At 38.7% G+C, this 16,668-nt stretch carries 16 protein-coding genes; 6 read left to right on the top strand and 10 right to left on the bottom strand.

Going from position 1 to position 16,668, the window contains the following annotated elements; translation table 11 throughout:
* Positions 1-20: 20 nt before the first annotated feature.
* The 5 genes from E4O01_RS08880 to E4O01_RS08860 are packed head-to-tail and all read right to left on the bottom strand — an operon-like array spanning position 21 to position 2,614.
* A complete protein-coding gene (locus E4O01_RS08880; RefSeq protein WP_253691810.1) occupies positions 21-473 on the bottom strand; it encodes a hypothetical protein in 453 nt (150 codons plus the stop codon).
* On the bottom strand, positions 470-685 hold the full coding sequence (locus E4O01_RS08875; protein WP_253691808.1) for a hypothetical protein: 216 nt from the start codon (positions 683-685) through the stop codon (positions 470-472). Before E4O01_RS08875 ends, E4O01_RS08880 begins: the two co-directional genes overlap by 4 nt.
* Positions 678-1,070, bottom strand: a complete 393-nt coding sequence (locus tag E4O01_RS08870; protein WP_253691806.1) for a YraN family protein — start codon at positions 1,068-1,070, stop codon at positions 678-680. The genes E4O01_RS08875 and E4O01_RS08870 overlap by 8 nt, the downstream gene beginning before the upstream one ends.
* A complete protein-coding gene (locus tag E4O01_RS08865) occupies positions 1,070-2,332 on the bottom strand; it encodes a cyclic di-GMP phosphodiesterase (RefSeq protein ID WP_253691805.1) in 1,263 nt (420 codons plus the stop codon). The genes E4O01_RS08870 and E4O01_RS08865 overlap by 1 nt, the downstream gene beginning before the upstream one ends.
* 18 nt (positions 2,333-2,350) lie before the next feature.
* Positions 2,351-2,614, bottom strand: a complete 264-nt coding sequence (locus E4O01_RS08860; protein ID WP_253691803.1) for an EscU/YscU/HrcU family type III secretion system export apparatus switch protein — start codon at positions 2,612-2,614, stop codon at positions 2,351-2,353.
* 125 nt (positions 2,615-2,739) lie between these two features.
* Between E4O01_RS08860 and E4O01_RS08855 the strand changes: the two genes are divergently transcribed.
* Positions 2,740-4,221, top strand: coding sequence for a Do family serine endopeptidase (locus tag E4O01_RS08855; RefSeq protein ID WP_253691801.1), 1,482 nt, complete (start codon positions 2,740-2,742; stop codon positions 4,219-4,221).
* Between the two features lie 78 nt (positions 4,222-4,299).
* Here the strand turns inward: E4O01_RS08855 and lnt are convergent, their stop codons facing one another.
* On the bottom strand, positions 4,300-5,865 hold the full coding sequence (lnt, locus tag E4O01_RS08850) for an apolipoprotein N-acyltransferase (RefSeq protein WP_253691799.1): 1,566 nt from the start codon (positions 5,863-5,865) through the stop codon (positions 4,300-4,302).
* Between the two features lie 62 nt (positions 5,866-5,927).
* Here lnt and E4O01_RS08845 point away from each other — a divergent pair, with 62 nt between their 5' ends.
* From E4O01_RS08845 to E4O01_RS08835, 3 genes are all read left to right on the top strand, one after another.
* On the top strand, positions 5,928-7,082 hold the full coding sequence (locus tag E4O01_RS08845) for a galactokinase (RefSeq protein WP_253691798.1): 1,155 nt from the start codon (positions 5,928-5,930) through the stop codon (positions 7,080-7,082).
* A gap of 93 nt (positions 7,083-7,175) precedes the next feature.
* Positions 7,176-7,856 (top strand): tetratricopeptide repeat protein, encoded by a 681-nt coding sequence (locus E4O01_RS08840; RefSeq protein WP_253691796.1) that lies wholly within the window; start codon positions 7,176-7,178, stop codon positions 7,854-7,856.
* Positions 7,857-7,858: 2 nt separating this feature from the next.
* On the top strand, positions 7,859-9,913 hold the full coding sequence (locus E4O01_RS08835) for a hypothetical protein (RefSeq protein WP_253691794.1): 2,055 nt from the start codon (positions 7,859-7,861) through the stop codon (positions 9,911-9,913).
* Here E4O01_RS08835 and E4O01_RS08830 read toward each other — a convergent pair.
* Positions 9,892-10,725 (bottom strand): mechanosensitive ion channel family protein, encoded by an 834-nt coding sequence (locus tag E4O01_RS08830; protein WP_253691792.1) that lies wholly within the window; start codon positions 10,723-10,725, stop codon positions 9,892-9,894. The genes E4O01_RS08835 and E4O01_RS08830 overlap by 22 nt on opposite strands.
* A gap of 73 nt (positions 10,726-10,798) precedes the next feature.
* Here E4O01_RS08830 and E4O01_RS08825 point away from each other — a divergent pair, with 73 nt between their 5' ends.
* Together E4O01_RS08825 and E4O01_RS08820 are read left to right on the top strand one after the other, a co-directional pair.
* The gene (locus tag E4O01_RS08825) at positions 10,799-11,500 is read left to right on the top strand and encodes an HAD family hydrolase (RefSeq protein ID WP_253691790.1); all 702 of its coding nucleotides are present in this window, start codon (positions 10,799-10,801) and stop codon (positions 11,498-11,500) included.
* A gap of 74 nt (positions 11,501-11,574) precedes the next feature.
* Positions 11,575-14,820, top strand: coding sequence for a SpiroCoCo family coiled-coil protein (locus E4O01_RS08820; RefSeq protein ID WP_253691785.1), 3,246 nt, complete (start codon positions 11,575-11,577; stop codon positions 14,818-14,820).
* Here the strand turns inward: E4O01_RS08820 and ispF are convergent.
* From ispF to E4O01_RS08805, 3 genes are read right to left on the bottom strand one after another with little or no spacing between them, the layout of a single operon-like run.
* A complete protein-coding gene (gene ispF / locus E4O01_RS08815) occupies positions 14,807-15,277 on the bottom strand; it encodes a 2-C-methyl-D-erythritol 2,4-cyclodiphosphate synthase (RefSeq protein ID WP_253691784.1) in 471 nt (156 codons plus the stop codon). The genes E4O01_RS08820 and ispF overlap by 14 nt on opposite strands.
* Positions 15,274-16,005, bottom strand: a complete 732-nt coding sequence (locus tag E4O01_RS08810) for an IspD/TarI family cytidylyltransferase (RefSeq protein WP_253691783.1) — start codon at positions 16,003-16,005, stop codon at positions 15,274-15,276. Before E4O01_RS08810 ends, ispF begins: the two co-directional genes overlap by 4 nt.
* Positions 15,992-16,618 (bottom strand): CarD family transcriptional regulator, encoded by a 627-nt coding sequence (locus E4O01_RS08805; RefSeq protein ID WP_253691780.1) that lies wholly within the window; start codon positions 16,616-16,618, stop codon positions 15,992-15,994. Before E4O01_RS08805 ends, E4O01_RS08810 begins: the two co-directional genes overlap by 14 nt.
* Between the last annotated feature and the right edge of the window lie 50 nt (positions 16,619-16,668).

The raw sequence follows: 16,668 nt of genomic DNA, 5'->3' as shown, positions 1-16,668 counted from the left end.
GAGCATTGTCCGGCTTTTTTTTATGTTTTTGATGTCAGTTCCGAAATATCTTTTTTCCACTGATAGAGCTTATTTTTATCTTCCCATTCAATTAGTTTTATTATTTTAAAATTCTTACGTATCTTCGGATTTTCGAAATATGCAACCGCAAAATTTCCGTTTCCTATGTAAATAATTTCTTCTCCGGTTTTTAACTCTTCTGCATTTTTTAAAAATTCTATAACACAGTCAAAGTGTACCGGCAAGCCGCTTTCTTTATCGGCAATGGCAGAGCTCAAATCCTGTATAATTTCTCCGCATTTGGTACATGTGTATTCGGGATATTCTATCTTTTTAAAAGCCGGTTCTCTGTTTTGACCGTTAAAAGGCCTTGTTTTTTTTGCTTGTCCGTCAAAGGGCCTTTTAGAAGCCGCATCATCTGTTCTTTTTTCGGTTCGTTGGCTTCTGCCGGGTTTAAATCGTCTTTTGCTCATACTCTTTTGCTCCGTTTAAAATTCATATTTACGTAATCCAGTCCCCCATTTAAAATTCTTTCCGTTATGATTGAAGCCAATCGGTAAATAGCGGCATCCATATATTCGGGGTCTTCAAGTTTTACTTCCATTGCATGAATTTCCGCATCCGTTAATACGGTATTATGGGCAGAGGTATTTTTTTTATGCGGAAATAAATTCATACTAGTCATAGCAATCTCCAAAAGCATCTTCTAAATGTAATACTTTAAGCGGCTGTTCCAAAAAAGGGTTTGATTGCAGCACAACCACATCAAATCTTATATACATCTTATTATATTTTCGATGATTTGCAAGAAAACATTTAGCTGTTTTTATAATCCGTTCTTGTTTTTTTTTGTTGATAATAAGATCCAAATCGCTCAATTCCGTTTTTAATAGGGTTTTTACTTCTATAAAAACCAAGACCCCGCAAGGCCGGTTTTGATCGGTTTTGTCCAATGCAATTATGTCTATTTCTCCCGTGCGGGTACGCCAGTTTTGTTCTAAAATGAGGTAGCCTTTATCTGTAAGCCATTCGGATATTCGGTTTTCTCCCTTTGATCCAAGAGAATCCATTATTTGTTTCTGTAAGCCCTCGGATCTATAGCACGAACTATAAAGAGATTTTTATTTTTCTTTAAGTCTACAGGTTCGGAATCTTCGTTTAAAACTTCACCTGTCGAATCGATTAGTATGCGTATAAATGGACGCATAGGAGCTTCAGGAGAGCTTTTTACTACCCGTGCAAGGGATGCATCGTTCATCAAAACAATCGAGCCAATGGGGTATATACCTACGCTTCTAATCATCGCTTTTATTATTTCGGGATCGAAAATTCGGGCATTATCTGCGAGTAAGTTTTTCATGGCTTGATAACCCAGCATTAGGTCTCGATAGGATTTGGGAGTTATCATTGCAACAAAGGCATCGGCAACCGTTATTATTCTTGCACCGATATCTATGTCTTTTCCTGCAAGGCCGTTAGGATGGCCCTTTCCATCCCATCTTTCGTGGTGCTGCATGATGCTTAAAGCAATTTCCCTTGTGTACATGAGTTCACTCATGGCGGTTTTATAACCGTAAGCCGTATGAGCTGCAACTGCCTGTTTTTCGATGTCGGTCAATGCTTCAGTTTTATTCAATATCTTTTGCGGTATTTTCATCATTCCGACATCATGTAATAAGGCAGCAATGGTTATTTCGTTAATTCTATTTTTGGGGAGTTCCAATGCTTCACTCAAGATTATTGCCAAAATAGCCGTGTTTACGGAGGATCGTGCAAGATTATCTTCTTCCAATTCCGTACCCAGTATAAAACCTACACAAAGCGGAGGATTTTTTCTGACTAATTCCGTCAACTGTACCGCATGATAGTTTACGGGCATATTGTCTACATGTTTTCTTTCTTTAAAGTTATCAAACAGTTTTTCAAGGCTTTTTATAATGTCCAAATATTCCGTATGCAGCTGCATGGAGCGAGGGTCTTTTGTAAGTTTTAAAATACAGTCAGCCGATATTCCTTCAATTTCGGCTCTTCGAATTTTGGTTCCGTTGATTGGATATTCTTCCTGAGGATCTGCCTCCTGTATTTCATCCAATTCTTCAAGCTCTTCTATTTCGGTAAGTTCTTCTACATCGTCATCCAGAACTTCTCCTTCAGGAACCGGATCGCCTGCAGTGACAAGATATTGAATTTTCCACCTTTTTAAAGTGTTCAATTCGTTTTCGCTCAGCGGCATACCTCTCAGAAGAAACATGTTGTGCCCGTCATCAAAAAAGACGGGAGCCGAAAAACGAACTCCGGTTTTAAGTTCCGCCGTTTTAATTTTCTTTAACATTTAAAATCCCCTTTTAAGTTAATCCTTTTTCAGCAAAAATGCGAAGATGGCAGCTACAGCCTTATAAGTGTATTCCGGGATGCACGAACCTATTTCCTGATGAATAAGAATGTTTGTCAGGTTTTCATCTTCCACAATTCGAATCCCGTTGCGTTCTGCCGTCTCCTTAATTTTTTTTGCCGTCAGCCCTTTCCCTGATGCTGTAATTATCGGAGCTTTTGAGTGTAAAGCATAGCTAAGGGCTACCGCACAATCAACTTTTTTTTTATTATTTTCTATCATAAATCCATTTTATCACAAATATAAAAAAAAACAAGGTAATAAACAAATTTTCACACTTTTTTTTATGTAACTTGACTTAAAACCTCTTGTTTTAGTATCATAATTATATAAGTGAGGCTAGATGTATGCATAAAGTACGAAAACCATTTTCAGCAACGGCCGGAATTTTATTGATTATACTTTTCTCGGTATTTTTTCTTTCGGCACGTTGTTCAAGTAATCCCGAAAATGCATCGACGGTATACGCCGATTCCGGGTTAAGAACCGAACTAAGTAAGGAGTCCGTTTCGGCTCTTGAATCCCTTCAAAGAGCAAACCGCGAGCTTACCTCGATGATTTTACCCTCTGTAGTTACCCTTGATGTTATCGAAACAAGAAAGATTCAGAACAATATAGACGGCTTTCCTTGGTTTTTCTTTAACCGCCCTCAGGAACAAAAAGAAGGTCAGGGCGAAAGGGAATATGAAGCCGAAGGCATGGGTTCAGGCGTTATTGTAAGAAAAAGCGGTAAAACTTATTATGCTTTAACAAATCAACATGTTACGGGCAATGCAAAAACAATCTCGGTTATACTTTATAACGGAGATAAGGTTAAAGGAAAGTTAGTAGGCTCGGATCAAAGAAAAGATGTTGCCTTGGTTTCTTTTGATTATGATAAGGATTTAAGAGTTGCGGTTTTGGGAGATTCAAACACTGTGCAGGTCGGAGACCTTACATATGCAATCGGTGCTCCTTTAGGCTATGTATCGACTGTAACAAGCGGTATCGTAAGTGCTGTAGGCCGATCGGGAGGCCCTAACCGCAATAATATCAACGATTTTATTCAGACGGACGCAGCCATAAATCAAGGTAATTCGGGCGGTCCCTTGGTCAATATTTACGGTGAAGTTATAGGCATAAATAACTGGATTGTTTCATCAAGCGGCGGCTCCCAAGGTCTTGCCTTTTCTATTCCTATAAACAATCTAAAAAAAGCTATTGATGATTTTATCAATTCCGGCGAAATCAAATACGGTTGGCTGGGTGTGCAGCTGGTCGAAGTAAAAGATAAATTTAGAGAGGCTTTAAACTTAAAAAATATTGAAGGCGCCTTTGCAGGACAGGTTTTCTTAGGTTCTCCTGCAGATAAGGGCGGAATAAAGCCCGGTGATTATATTATTGAAGTAAATTCGGCAAAGGTTAAAGATGTTGACGACATTTTGCGTATTATCGCCGATTTAAAATCGGGCGAGACTTCTTCATTTAAGATTTTGCGCAGAGGAAAAGAACTTTTGCTTACGGTAAAAATAGAAGAACGGGATGAAAAAATTGTAGCCGATTCTTCAAAACTTTGGCCGGGCTTTGTTCCTTCACCTCTGACGGATGAAATTATAAAACAGCTGGAGCTTAAAAAAGGCCAAAACGGTGTTGCAGTAACAAGTTTGCAGTCTAAAAGCCCTGCCGCTGTTATGAGTTTACAGCCCGGAGATATTATCGTAAAGGTTAACGGAAAAGATGTAAAAGACGTTTTGAGCTTTTATGATGAGCTTTCAAAGGCGAGCGGTGAAGTTTGGTTTGACTTTATAAGAGAAGGTCATAATCTGGTTACCCCAAGAATTAAAAAATAAAACAATTTTAACTAATTTTACCTCCTTTTTTGGGCTGAGACAGCGGCTTTTGCAGTGCTGTTTCAGCCCTCCTTTTTATCAACATCTTTTCCTAAATTCCGACATCATGTTAAAAATAAATATTAAAAATATCATAAGAGGAAACCAGTCTTTATAAGAGGCATAAAATGTTTTTGTGTGTTCATAAATGGGAACTTCTGTGCAAAGAGATGCTTCTTCAAATAATGGAAGGTCTGCAAGAATTTTTCCTTTAGGGTCTACAACTGCAGAGTATCCTGAGTTGGTTGAACGTACCAAGGCGGTTCTAAGCTCTATGGCTCTAAAGTGCGCTACTACAAAATGCTGATATTCTGCACTTTTTGTTTTAGACCACGAGTCGTTTGTTATGTTAATCAGAACTTCGCTTCCTTTATTGTGTAAATCACGGCAAATCGCAGGGAATGCATCTTCAAAGCAGATAGGAGCCGTAAATTTAATGTTTTTGCCTTCGGAATTTTCAATATCGAATACCGTATATTCTGTGCCGGGATTCCAGCCCGAAGAAAAACCTACAAGTTTATCAAAAAACTTTGCTATGATAGGATTGTCGGTAAAGGGCATGTATTCTGCAAAGGCTACGAGTTGTATTTTGGAATAAATTCCTAAGATATCCCCTTTAGGCGACAAAAGATAGGCTGCATTGTAATGCTTATCTCCGTTCACATAAGGAGAACCGAGGAGAATTGGCGAACCTGTCTCAGTTAAAAAGCCTGTAAAAGGGGCATCGTACGGAACAAAATCGTAAAAATCCATATTATTATTGTAAGGAAATATCAGCGATGATTCGCTCCATACTACAAGGTCCGGTTTTTTATCAGAGGAAAGGGCTGCCTTGCGGGTTAAAAATTGGGAGATCTTCATGTTTTCTTCAAACTGCGAATTATCCCAAGGATCGGTATTTTGCTGGACTATCAAGGTGTTTAAATATGTTTTAGGGGTTATTTGTGTCTTTAAAATTTTTATTCCATATAGATTTATGATTAAGGTCATAAGAAAGGTAAAAACAATGAGTTTTTTTATTTCTTTGATGCTCTTAAAAAAAGTTTTTGAGTCTGCCGAAAAGGCAAAGGCTTGTAAAATTTCGCCTATACAGGCTGCTATAAAAGGAACGGCGAAAGAAAGCCCCCAAACGCCTGTCGTGTCTATAAATTGAATAAAAGGCTTTAGATTAAAGCATATCATGGGAGCTGTTCCCCAAGGATAGGCCAAAAAACCCGTGGATTTGGCAAATTCCCATAGGAGCCAAACCGAGGCAAAATAAAATGGTCTTAAATTTTTATTCTTTTTAAGACCATGATAAAGCAAAAAGCCGAAAGGCATTGCCATAAAAAAATATGCAAGGGTGCTTGCCCCAAGCGTAAATATTGCAAAGTCCTCAAAAAATGCCAGCCAAAAACTTGACATTACATGTACGGAAGAAACAAAAATTCCATACAGCAGGGCCGCTTTTTTATACGAACCGCAATTAAGAAGCGTATAATATACTAAAGTCAATCCCGAAAAACCTGCGAACGCAGAGCCGAAATTTACGAATTCGTTCGGGATTCCTAGAGAAAATAGAGTTGAGGATATAAAAATACCCAAAAAAAATAAAAAAAAGTGCATATTTATGTATCTATTTAATCATTTTTATTGAAAAATTTCAATATAACGAGTATTATGTATTTATGCAAAAAATAGTTACTTTTCATATTGACGAATATGGAGATGAACCTGAAGTATGTGCTGCAGCTCCGGGGCGGTTTCATCTTCTTGGTGAGCATACGTGGTTTGCCCAAGGAAATACTCTTTCCATGAGCATAAATCACTATTTGTATGTTTGTGCATCTAAACGCAGCGATAATAATTTTAGGTTATTTTCGATTTCGCTTAACGAACGGAAGAAGATTTCTTATTCCGGTCTCAGGTATAAGAGGGAAGACCGATGGGCTAATTCGGTTAAAGCCGTTATTTCTGCCTTTAATGACTTAGGATACCATATTTCCGGTTTAAATTTTACCATTTTGTCCGAAATACCCGCAGATGCAGGATTGGGAACTCCGAATGCTCTTAAAACTGCGACTGCATTGATACTGCGCAAACTATTTGCTCCTAAGCTTAGCAAAAGTGATCTGGTAGATATTCTGGAACATGCTAATGTTCAGCATTTAAATACCTATGCGCATAGGGCTGATATTTTGTGTGCTCTTTTTGCAAAGTCCAACCACTGTGTACGTACCGATCATAGAAAAAAAACAGCCGATATTTATCCGTTTCCGATTGAGGGGCATTCCATTATATTAACAGACTCCCGCGTACCACGCATAATTGCCCGTGAAGAATTGACTGCAAGATTGGATGAATGTGTTGAAGCCTATGAACTGGTAAAAAAGCAGCCGGATATGCCTAAAAATATGATGCATTTGACCGAAAAAATGCTTGAAGAAATAGAAATCCCTGAATCGGTGCGTAGAAGGGTAACCTACATTATCCGTGAGTCTTTGAGTGTTGATGAGGCTGTCGATGCCTTAAAGCGCAAAGACAATATTATTCTTTCCCGTATCTTAAACCGCTCCCATGACGGACTTAGGGATCGTTTTGAAATTTCTTGTCCTGAATTGGATTGGCTTGTTAAGCGCTCATTGGAATTTATGGAGCCTTCAGCCGCTAATCTGGTTTGTGCCCGAATGACGGGAAAAGGTTTTGGAGGATGCACTTATACTATTCTTAGAGATCAAGATGCAAAAGCCTATGTAGAAAAGGTCGGCGACTATGAAAGAATTTTCGGATTTAAACCGCTGATATATATGGCAAAACCTACCGGCTGTGCAAGAATCTTTTGATAATGGCCTTAAATTCTTGAATTTATAAGTGTTTTTTCTGCTATTGTGTAAAAAGTTTTTTTTCTGTATAATTTAGAAAAAGGGGAGGGCTCTATGTATTCCGAATTAAAAGATGGTATAGACCTATATAACAAAAAAGATTATCAGGAAGCCTTAGTTTTCTTTTTAAGCGTAAGTACGGAAGATTCTCTTATCAAAATCGAAATAAACTACTATATCGGGCTGATATATTCCCGTTTATCCGAATATGAACAAGCTCTGGAATACCTTGAACAGGTAGTTACCTCAAGCAAGGATATTGCAAAGGTTTATCAATGCAGATTGATTTTAGCTTTCATCTATGCCAATACCGGAAGAACCAGACTTGCGGAGTTTGAGCTTTCAAAATTGCTTGAAGCCGGCTATGAATCGGTGCAGGTTTTTTCCTCCTTAGCCTATGTTTACTATGAGCATAAAGAGACGGAGAAAGCAATAGACTATTACGAAAAAGCTTTAAAAGCTTCTCCGGAGAACAGTACAGCTTTAAACGGATTGGCTTATATTCTTGCTGAAACCGGCAAGGATTTAACCCGTTCCCTGCTTCTATGTAAAAAAGCGGTAGAAAAACAGCCTGAAAATCCCGCCTATTTGGATTCGATGGCTTTAATTTATCATAAAATGGATTTATCGGCAGAAGCCGAAGACTATATTTCTAGAGCAAAAGAAAAATTGCCCGATAATAAAATTATACTAAAGCATTTTGAACTTATAACTTCTGATAAGCGGGAGGCCTAAACATGAAATTCGGTGTAAAATTTCGTACAGCTGCTTTTATAAGCTTGATTTTATTTACTTTTCCTATTTTTTCGCAAGATAAAAGTTTTACGGATGCGCCTTCTTCTTCAGATAAAAGAGTTGCTTCAGAAGAATTTAGAAGAGGAGTTCAAGCTTATTACCGCGGAACCTTTAATGAAGCTATTCTTCTGTTCGAAAAAGCTCTTTCTTACCTGCCCGGCGAAGCGTTGATTCTTGATTGGCTCGGAAAAGCCTATTACGGCTCAGGAGTGGAAGGAGCAGCCTTAACTCAATGGGAATTTGCTGAAGCTTCAGGCTATGGCGGAATGCTTTTAAAAAATAAGATTGAAGTTTTAAAAGAAAGCAGGAGTCTTACACCTTATTCCTCCGATAATATTACATATGTGGAAAATTCTTCGTTTAATTCAAAAAACGGAAATGTACAGCTTTTCCGTCAGCCTCTTTCGATAGCCGCGATTGCCGACGGTTCTTTTTGGATGACGGCCTACGGCTCAAACGAACTTTTACACTTTAACGTAAACGGTATCATCTTGGACAGAACGCGAGGTCCCATTCAAGGCTTTGACAGGCCCTTTGATGTGATAGCCTTATCGGACGGGAATCTTTTGGTCTCGGAATTTGCTGCCGATAGGCTTTCTCTTTTAGATAAAAACGGTTCTTTTATAAAATCTTTCGGAAAAAGAGGGCTAGGGAACGGGGAGTTCATAGGTCCCCAGTTTTTGGCTGAAGATGATTACGGCAATATTTATGTTTGCGATTTTGGAAATGCAAGGATCGCGGTTTTTTCTTCTGCAGGAGAACCGCTTTTTACTTTCGGAAAAAAGAACGGACTTTTTGGAGGCTTTACAGCTCCTTCGGGGCTTGCGATAGTTGACGGGCTTGTTTATGTTGCCGATGCAGTTAAAGGCGCCGTTTATACGTTTGACACTGCCGGTAACTTTGTTCAATCTCTTTTGCCAGAAGGCACCTTAAAACAAATAGAGTCCCTGCGTGAGTGGAACGGAAATTTGGTAGCTTCTGCCGGAAATAAGGTTTATCTTATCGATATTGCTTTTTCTACCGTGAGCGAGTTGATGAGCTTGGGAAATGCGCCTACAAAGATTACGGCAGCTGTTCCTGATGTAAACGGAAGTCTTCTTTTGATAGATCATAAAAATCAAACGGTAGAGATAACTTCAAGAATCAATGAATTAGCCGGAGGGCTGTTTGTATTGATAAAAAAGGTTTACTCCGATAAGTTTCCCGAAGTTTTGGTTGAAATAAGCGTTCAAAACCGTGACGGTAAACCTATTGTAGGTTTGACTCAGGATAATTTTATTCTTACCGAAGGGCATCGGCCTGTTGCAGATTATTCTCTTACAGGCTCTTCGTATCTGAATGAAACCTGCGATATAGTCGTAATAGTGGAAAGGTCTCCTAATTCTCTAAAAGAAAAGACTCTGATTGAAACGGCTTTAAAGGAAATTGCAGAAGCAATGCAGGGAAGGGGAAAAATAGGCCTTATCTCGGCTTCCTCCATTCCTGTTTTGGAAGGAAAGTTTTCTCCTGCCGATTTGATAACACTGCCTAACCGCATAAAAGCTCATGCTTCGCCTGATTGGAAATTCGATCTTGCATTGCGTTTAGCTGTGGGAGAGCTGATAAATGCGGAGCAAAAACGGGCTGTTCTTTTTTTGAATTTAAGCGATCCTAATTCCGACAATTTTAAGCAGTATAATTTAAATGATCTTGCTGCATATATGAAGAACAATAATGTACATTTTTATTCGATCAACTTAAAACAAGGTGCCCCTGCCTCAGAAATGAGTTATCTTGCAAAAAAAACGGACGGCAAAACTTCATATATCTATGCAGAAAAAGGTTTAAAGCCCATTATTGACGATATTATCGATAAACCCATAGGAATGTATCAGCTGAAATATACTTCCACAATGCCGACCGACTTCGGCAGGGCCTTTTTACCCGTAGAAGTAGAAGTACAGCTTTTAAAAAGATCAGGCCGGGACGAGATAGGTTATTTTGCTCCTTTGGAGTAAGGATTTATATAAACATCCATCTGCGGGAAGGGAATTGTTATATCGGCTTGTTCAAAAAGTTCTGCGATGAGCTTAAAAACCGAGTTTTTTATTATAAGAAAATCTTCATTTAATCCCCATGCATAGAAAGTTATTTCGATGCCCGAATTTGCATATGCGGTCCATACCATGAAGGGTTCCGGATCTTTCAATATTTGAGGAATTCGATTGGGAATGTCCATCAATATTGATTCTGCCTTTTCCATATCGGTTCCGTATGCAACACTTACCTTTGTTTCAACTCTTCTGATGGGGAGACTGGAATAATTTATAAGATTTCCCTTGATGACTACTTCATTCGGAATTCGGACTATGTTTCCGTCAAGGGTTTTTACCCTGATAGCCATAAAGTCGATTGATTCTACATTACCGGTTATATCTGCAAGCTGAATACGGTCGCCTACTTTAAAAGCCTTTTCGGCAAGGACAAAAAAGCCCGAAATTATGTTTGATACCGAAGTTTGAGCGGCAAAACCTATTGCAACACCGGCTATACCTGCAGCTCCGACAAAGGCGCTTATGTTTATTCCCATTTTTTTAAATATTGTGAGCAAGATTACCGCTAAGCAGGTGTATTGCAAAATCTTCGTTATAAGATTTTGAATTGCGGGACTTACCCTGTGTTCCGTAAATTTTTTAAGCGATTTAATTACAATTTTAAAAAAAACGTATATAATTAAAATTATTCCTATCAAAGAAAAAATCGACATAAAAAAAGGGATGGTCAAGTTTTCCCTAAAAAAATTTTGTATTTGTTCTAAATTTATACCCATTCTGCGAATTTAGCAAATTTTCTATAAAAAGCCAATAGGTAGACAAATCGGAAAATTTATAGTATAAAATAATATGAAGTACGGTATTTCTGCTATAGCCTTTGACATTGACGGTACGCTCTATCCTTCATGGCGCTTTAATTTAAGGATAATTCCTTTTCTTTTAAAGAATTTTAACCTCATGTCTGCTTTTAACAAGACCCGCAAAGATATTCGGCTGTGGCAGGAAAAAAATCCTGATAAACTTTTGAGTAATTTTTTTGATTTTCAGGCAGAAATATTGGCGGAGCACAGCGGAAAAACCAAGGAAGATGTTAAAAATTTTTTGGAAACCGAAATTTATACGGGTTGGAAAAAGCGTTTTGCCCGAATAAAGCCTTACTTTTTTGTAAAAGAAGCCATAGAGGAATTTAAAAGGCAGGGCCTTAAAATTGGTCTTCTTTCGGATTTTCTGCCTGAACAAAAAAACGATGTATGGGGTATCTTACCTCTTTGCGATGCAAGTTTTGGAACGGAATCCATAGGAGCTTTAAAGCCTTCTCCGCTGCCGTTTCAAAAACTGGCGGAAGCTCTGGAAGAGCCTTGCAGCAAAATCCTATATGTGGGAAACAACTTAAAATACGATGTTGCCGGGGCTAAATCTGCCGGAATGTACACGGCCTGCATAAAGGGGCGCTTTTTTATTTTATTAAAAAAACTTTTTTTTCAAAAAGAGGCCGAAAAACCCGATATTTATTTTTCAAACTATCGTCAATTATTGAAATTTATGATATAATCTGATATTATGTATAATAGGTTTTTCCTTTTTAAAGGAGAAGCCTTAAGTGTAGAAAAAGGGTGGGAATTTTAATGCATTATATTCTATTCGATCTTATAACCTTAGTAATTTGTGTCGGTATTGTTGTTGCTTTTAGACAGAGCGATAAAAATAACCGATCCATCGAAAAAGCGAAAAGATACGGCGATAAAATAAAAGAAGATCTTGAAGCCTTTGTAAACGAAAAGAATTCTTCTTTAAGCGATCTTTCCACTGAGCTCGGCGTACAGCAGAGCAAGGCTATTGCAACCGTAAAAAAGCTTGATGATCTGCGTGATATGTTTTTAAAACAAACTGAAACCGTAGAATCCCGAGCTTCCGCCATTCGCGAAATAGATAGATACATTTCGGAATCCGAGCAGACTATCCAAAAACTTATGGATATGACAGCCTTGGCCGAGAAAAATTTGATGGAGATTACGAGGGAGGCCGACTTTGTCGATTCACTTGCAAAATCCATAAACGGGGCAAAAGCCGAACTGCATCATCTTACCGAAAGTATTCCGGAATTAAAAGAAAATTTTGCCGCTGAGGCAGATGCAAAATTAAGCGAATATAAGAGCAAAATTTTGGATGAAATGGGGCTTGTAATTAACGATGTTGAAAACCGCCTTGCTTCTGCTCAAAGAGATACCGGCGAACTTTTGGAAGTTACTGCAATTAAGCTGCAGGATCTTTATAAAGAGGCTTATAATTCTGCAGCAGATAAGGCCGGTGCCCTGCAGGAAGCCGCTTTTGCCAAATTGAAGGAAGAAACGGCAGAAAGAGTTCAAAGTTACCGAAAAGAATTTGAAGAAACTGCCGCAGAGATTGAAGCTCAGATGGATGACAACTTAAGTCAGACGAGGGAGATTGCCTCCGAATTTAAAGCCGAATGGGATGCTCAGGCAAAAGATTATCTTGCTCAAATGCAGTCAGATTTTTCTCAAGCACAAGAGAATATTTCTTCACGGATAGATTCCATATCCGAGAGATTAAAAGAAGCTGAAGATGCCGTTTCGGTTAGATCCGATGCTCTTTCTGCCGATTTAAACCAAACCGAATCCACCATGCGTTCTCAGTTTAATTCGCTTGCCGCCAATTTCCAAGATAATGTAAATTCTCTTTCCAAATTTACGGACAAAAAACTGAACGAGTTTAAGATTCAGACTGAAGAAAGATTTACAAAATTCGAAAAAGCTATCGAAAACGTTGACAGCCTGAAAGAAGAAATCGAACAATCTCAAGCCTGTATTAAAAATGAACTGATGGCAGAATTCTCTTCCTATGTAAATGCCGCAAAACAAAATCAGCAAAACTTTTTTAACGAGTTTTCTAATAATTCCGAAAAAATACGCGAGCGCATGAAGACAATAGATGCCGGCATTGATGATCTAAAAGCCAAGGCTTACGCCAACGTTTCTGAAAAACTTAAAATGTTTGAAGACGAGTTTTTTGCAGACCTTGCAAAAAGAAGTGAAGCTATAAACTTAAGCTTTGATCAGTGGAAAGAAGATGTTTCCGCCAATATGGCTCTTCTTGCTTCAGAAAATGAATCGGCAAGGAAGGACTTGGAAGAAAAGTATAAGGCTGAACTCCGTACAAGACTCGGTCAGACAGCAGAAGAATATAAGGCCTTATTTGCAAAACTGGATGAGAAGGTCAAAGATATTGAAAGCGGCTTAAATTCGAGAGTTTCGGCTGTTGACGGTACGGTAGAACAGTATATAGAAGCATTCCGTGCTGATGTAAATCAGATAAAAACAAAGGCTTCTCAACAGCTCGAAAGCGAACTTGCATCATATAAGATACAAATGCAGGAAGCTGTTGACGGTCAAAATGCCGAACTTGATAATACTGCAAAAGGCTTACAGGAAAAGCTTATAGCAATAAGGGAAGAGTCCGAATCGCAGTTTGAAACCATAAAGAAAGATTTTGAAGCATGGAAGGCCCGTACGGATCAGCAATTTACCGATGCCCGTTCTTTCTTTGATGACAAGATTACAAACTTTGCAGGTTTAACCGAAAACGCCATTAAAAATCTTGATACCAAATACAATGCTCAATATAAAGACTTTATGACAAAGAGCGGCGAAGCCTTCAACGGAATCCAAGCCAAATTAAATGCTGTTGACACAAAAGTTGCCTCTGCAAATAAAACTATCGAAGAACATGCTGCAGAAATAACAAACCGCTTTAATGATGAAGCCGAAAAGCTGAATGAAGTTATCAACAAAAAAATTACCGAGGCTGCATCTGAAGCTGAACATTCCGTACAGGGCATCAATGAGATGATTCTTGAAGTTAGAACACGTCTTGACGAAACTCAAGAAAAAATACGTGAAAAAATACAGGCAGATGCCGACCGCTTAAATTCACTGATAGAAGAGATAGATAAAAAACAAGCCGCTTTTATTACTCAGACCAAGGTTTTTGACCGTGCAGACGAATTAAAAGAAGGTTTAGAAAAAGATATTGCCTCTCTTAAAAATGAAGTCACAAAGTTTGAAGTTTACAAAAATACAATGGAAGATCTTTCGCTCCAATATGAAAAAGTTACTCATTTGGAAGAAGAAGCCAAACAAAAAGTTAACCGCTTTATGAATGAAAGAAAAAACATTGAACTTCTTGAGGGAGAGTTTATAAAACTTAGTACTCTTTCGGATTCCATGGATAAGAAAATAATTGAGCTTACTGCGGTAAATGATGATTTGCAGCAATATCAGGTTCAGATCAGAAGAATTGAAGAAAGCATAGGCGATGTGAACACCCGTTATGAAAGACTTGAGAAAAAAGAAGCTGTTTTAAATCAGACCCTTGAAAGCATCGATTCCGCTTTTGAGAATTTAAAAGAACTTGAGTCGGATATCAAAAAATTTAAAGGCGAGGTAAGTGTAATTCCTCCTGAAATGGAAAAGATAAAACTTACTCTTGAAACCCTTTTGTCAAATCAAGACCGAGCCGAGACCGTTTGCGAAAAAATTGAGAATGTGGACACCGTATTGGAAGAGTTAAACTCGAAAATGGATAACTTGAAACAGGCCAGGAGCTGGCTTGCCGCTACCGAAACCAGACTTAAAGAAATTTCGGAAGAATCTGAAGCTCAGTTAAAACTTATGGCAGATCTCTTTAAGGGTGAAAAACCTGAGCGAAATGAAAGCGGAAGTCCGTCGATAAGCGTTCAAGAAAACGTATTAAAACTTTCCCGCCAAGGCTGGAAAAACGGAGAAATTGCAAAGGCTTTAAATTTATCGCTTGGAGAAGTAGATCTCATTCTGGAGTATGCTAACAAAAGATAAGGCATGAGGCAAGGGCGGCAGCGGCCTTGCCTTTTCCTATTATCCCTATTCCTTCTCCGGTTTTTGCTTTTATAAAAATCTGTTCTTTTTCTATTTTTAGAATACTTGCGATTGAAGTTCTTATTTCGTCTCTGAAAGGGAGAATTTTAGGCTCTTCGATGATTATTACGCAGTCAATGTTTTGGATTTTCCAGCCTTGTGCACTTATTTTTTCCCAAACGGCGGATAAAAGTTCTGCCGAATTTGCATCTTTCCATTTTTTGTCGCCGGGCGGAAAAAATTCTCCTATGTCTCCCATTCCGCAGGCTCCGAGGAGGGCATCGGTTATGGCGTGAAGAAGCACGTCTCCATCCGAATGGGCTTTTTCTCCTTTTTTAAATGGAATGTGAACACCGCCTATCATAAGTTTTTTTCCGCGAATCAGGCGGTGTAAGTCGTAACCCAGCCCTGTTCTCATTTTATGTCTTCCTTAAATGTTATTTTTTTGTTGGAGACTTCTCCGGCGCATATAAAAACGTCTCCGGCGAACTCTCCATAAATCTCGCTGTCGTCGGTATATTCTTTTCCGTTACCGGCAGCTTTTTTGTGGGCGGCCAGTATCTTTTCAAAGTCAAAGCCTTGAGGAGTTTGAACGGAATATATGGAGCTTCTTTTTAAGTGCAGGGTTATTTTACCCGATTCATCGGCTGTTTTTTGCGTGTCGATTGCCGGATAGCCGGGAATTACGGCTTCGTGTTTTTTTAGTGCAGAGCAGACATTCTTTATAAGATCGCAGCTGACCCACGGACGGGCCCCGTCATGGATCAGAACATATTTAAAACCCTCGTTATATTTTTCGTTGATTTCTTCCAGTTTTATAAGCGCATTGAAAACGGAGGTTTGTCTTGTATCGGCTCCCGGGGTAAGTATTATTTTTGTTTCCCGGCCTGCAAGTTCTTTTTCGATTCTTTTGTCGGTAAAAATTAAATTGTTTACGGTCGAGATATCTTTTTCAGGTACGGTAATTACCAAAACTTCGAATAATTTGGTTTGTAAAAATTTTAAAAGGCACTCCGAAATTACCGTTACGCCTTCTCCGTAATCGGGTATGCTTAGATATTCTTTTTTAATTCCAAGTTTCATTCTTCCGGATTTTCCGGCGGCCGTGATGACCGCAGCAAATCCCGAATTTTTACTCATCATCATACATGTCCGAGTCTTCTATATCATCCTCATCCATATCGTTATCATCGAGTTCTTCATCATTTACGATTAAATCGTCATCGTCATCATATTCATCTTTGAATTTTTCGATAGGCCCGCCGAGCGGTTCAAGATGCAGATGGATTGAAGCTTCTGCTTCTGTCTTTGTCATTTTCATGGAAGCAGCTATTTCGTCTTGAAAAATTCTGTAAGCCGAATCATAGAGTTTTCTTTCCTGAATCGGAAGTTCTTTTGTTTTGCTGCGCTGATAGAGAGAGCGCACAACAGAGGCTGTGTCCAAAATTTTTCCGCTTTTAAATAAGTCCATGTTCATTTGGTAGCGGGCCTTCCAATCAATTGGGATGGGCTCAAAATCTTCCGATAGGAATTTAAGAGCAGCTTCGGCTTCGGCCTTTGTTACTATGCGCCTAATGCCGAGGTTGTCGATTCCCGTTGTGGGAACTAAAACCGTCATATCGGAATCGGCCAGATAAATAACATAATAGTCTATAACTTCGCCGGCTATCTCTTTTTTGGTGATATCGGTGATAGTACCAACGCCCTGACCCGGGTAAACGACAATTTCTTTTGCAGAAAAAACAAATTTCTTACTCATATGTTCGAGTATTATAGCATAAATATGTTTTTTAGTCTATGAGGCTGAAA

This window comes from Treponema sp. OMZ 790 (assembly GCF_024181285.1).
In the GTDB taxonomy this organism is placed as follows: domain Bacteria; phylum Spirochaetota; class Spirochaetia; order Treponematales; family Treponemataceae; genus Treponema_B.
Note: the sequence above shows the minus strand (reverse complement) of the source record. Positions and strands in the feature narration are given on the sequence as shown.

Excerpts from the sequence above, each read along its gene's own strand:
- E4O01_RS08880 (WP_253691810.1), bottom strand. The coding sequence starts at position 473 with ATGAGCAAAAGACGATTTAAACCCGGCAGAAGCCAACGAACCGAAAAA.
- E4O01_RS08875 (WP_253691808.1), bottom strand. The coding sequence starts at position 685 with ATGACTAGTATGAATTTATTTCCGCATAAAAAAAATACCTCTGCCCAT.
- E4O01_RS08870 (WP_253691806.1), bottom strand. The coding sequence starts at position 1,070 with ATGGATTCTCTTGGATCAAAGGGAGAAAACCGAATATCCGAATGGCTT.
- E4O01_RS08865 (WP_253691805.1), bottom strand. The coding sequence starts at position 2,332 with ATGTTAAAGAAAATTAAAACGGCGGAACTTAAAACCGGAGTTCGTTTT.
- E4O01_RS08860 (WP_253691803.1), bottom strand. The coding sequence starts at position 2,614 with ATGATAGAAAATAATAAAAAAAAAGTTGATTGTGCGGTAGCCCTTAGC.
- E4O01_RS08855 (WP_253691801.1), top strand. The coding sequence starts at position 2,740 with ATGCATAAAGTACGAAAACCATTTTCAGCAACGGCCGGAATTTTATTG.
- lnt (WP_253691799.1), bottom strand. The coding sequence starts at position 5,865 with ATGCACTTTTTTTTATTTTTTTTGGGTATTTTTATATCCTCAACTCTA.
- E4O01_RS08845 (WP_253691798.1), top strand. The coding sequence starts at position 5,928 with ATGCAAAAAATAGTTACTTTTCATATTGACGAATATGGAGATGAACCT.
- E4O01_RS08840 (WP_253691796.1), top strand. The coding sequence starts at position 7,176 with ATGTATTCCGAATTAAAAGATGGTATAGACCTATATAACAAAAAAGAT.
- E4O01_RS08835 (WP_253691794.1), top strand. The coding sequence starts at position 7,859 with ATGAAATTCGGTGTAAAATTTCGTACAGCTGCTTTTATAAGCTTGATT.
- E4O01_RS08830 (WP_253691792.1), bottom strand. The coding sequence starts at position 10,725 with ATGGGTATAAATTTAGAACAAATACAAAATTTTTTTAGGGAAAACTTG.
- E4O01_RS08825 (WP_253691790.1), top strand. The coding sequence starts at position 10,799 with ATGAAGTACGGTATTTCTGCTATAGCCTTTGACATTGACGGTACGCTC.
- E4O01_RS08820 (WP_253691785.1), top strand. The coding sequence starts at position 11,575 with ATGCATTATATTCTATTCGATCTTATAACCTTAGTAATTTGTGTCGGT.
- ispF (WP_253691784.1), bottom strand. The coding sequence starts at position 15,277 with ATGAGAACAGGGCTGGGTTACGACTTACACCGCCTGATTCGCGGAAAA.
- E4O01_RS08810 (WP_253691783.1), bottom strand. The coding sequence starts at position 16,005 with ATGATGATGAGTAAAAATTCGGGATTTGCTGCGGTCATCACGGCCGCC.
- E4O01_RS08805 (WP_253691780.1), bottom strand. The coding sequence starts at position 16,618 with ATGAGTAAGAAATTTGTTTTTTCTGCAAAAGAAATTGTCGTTTACCCG.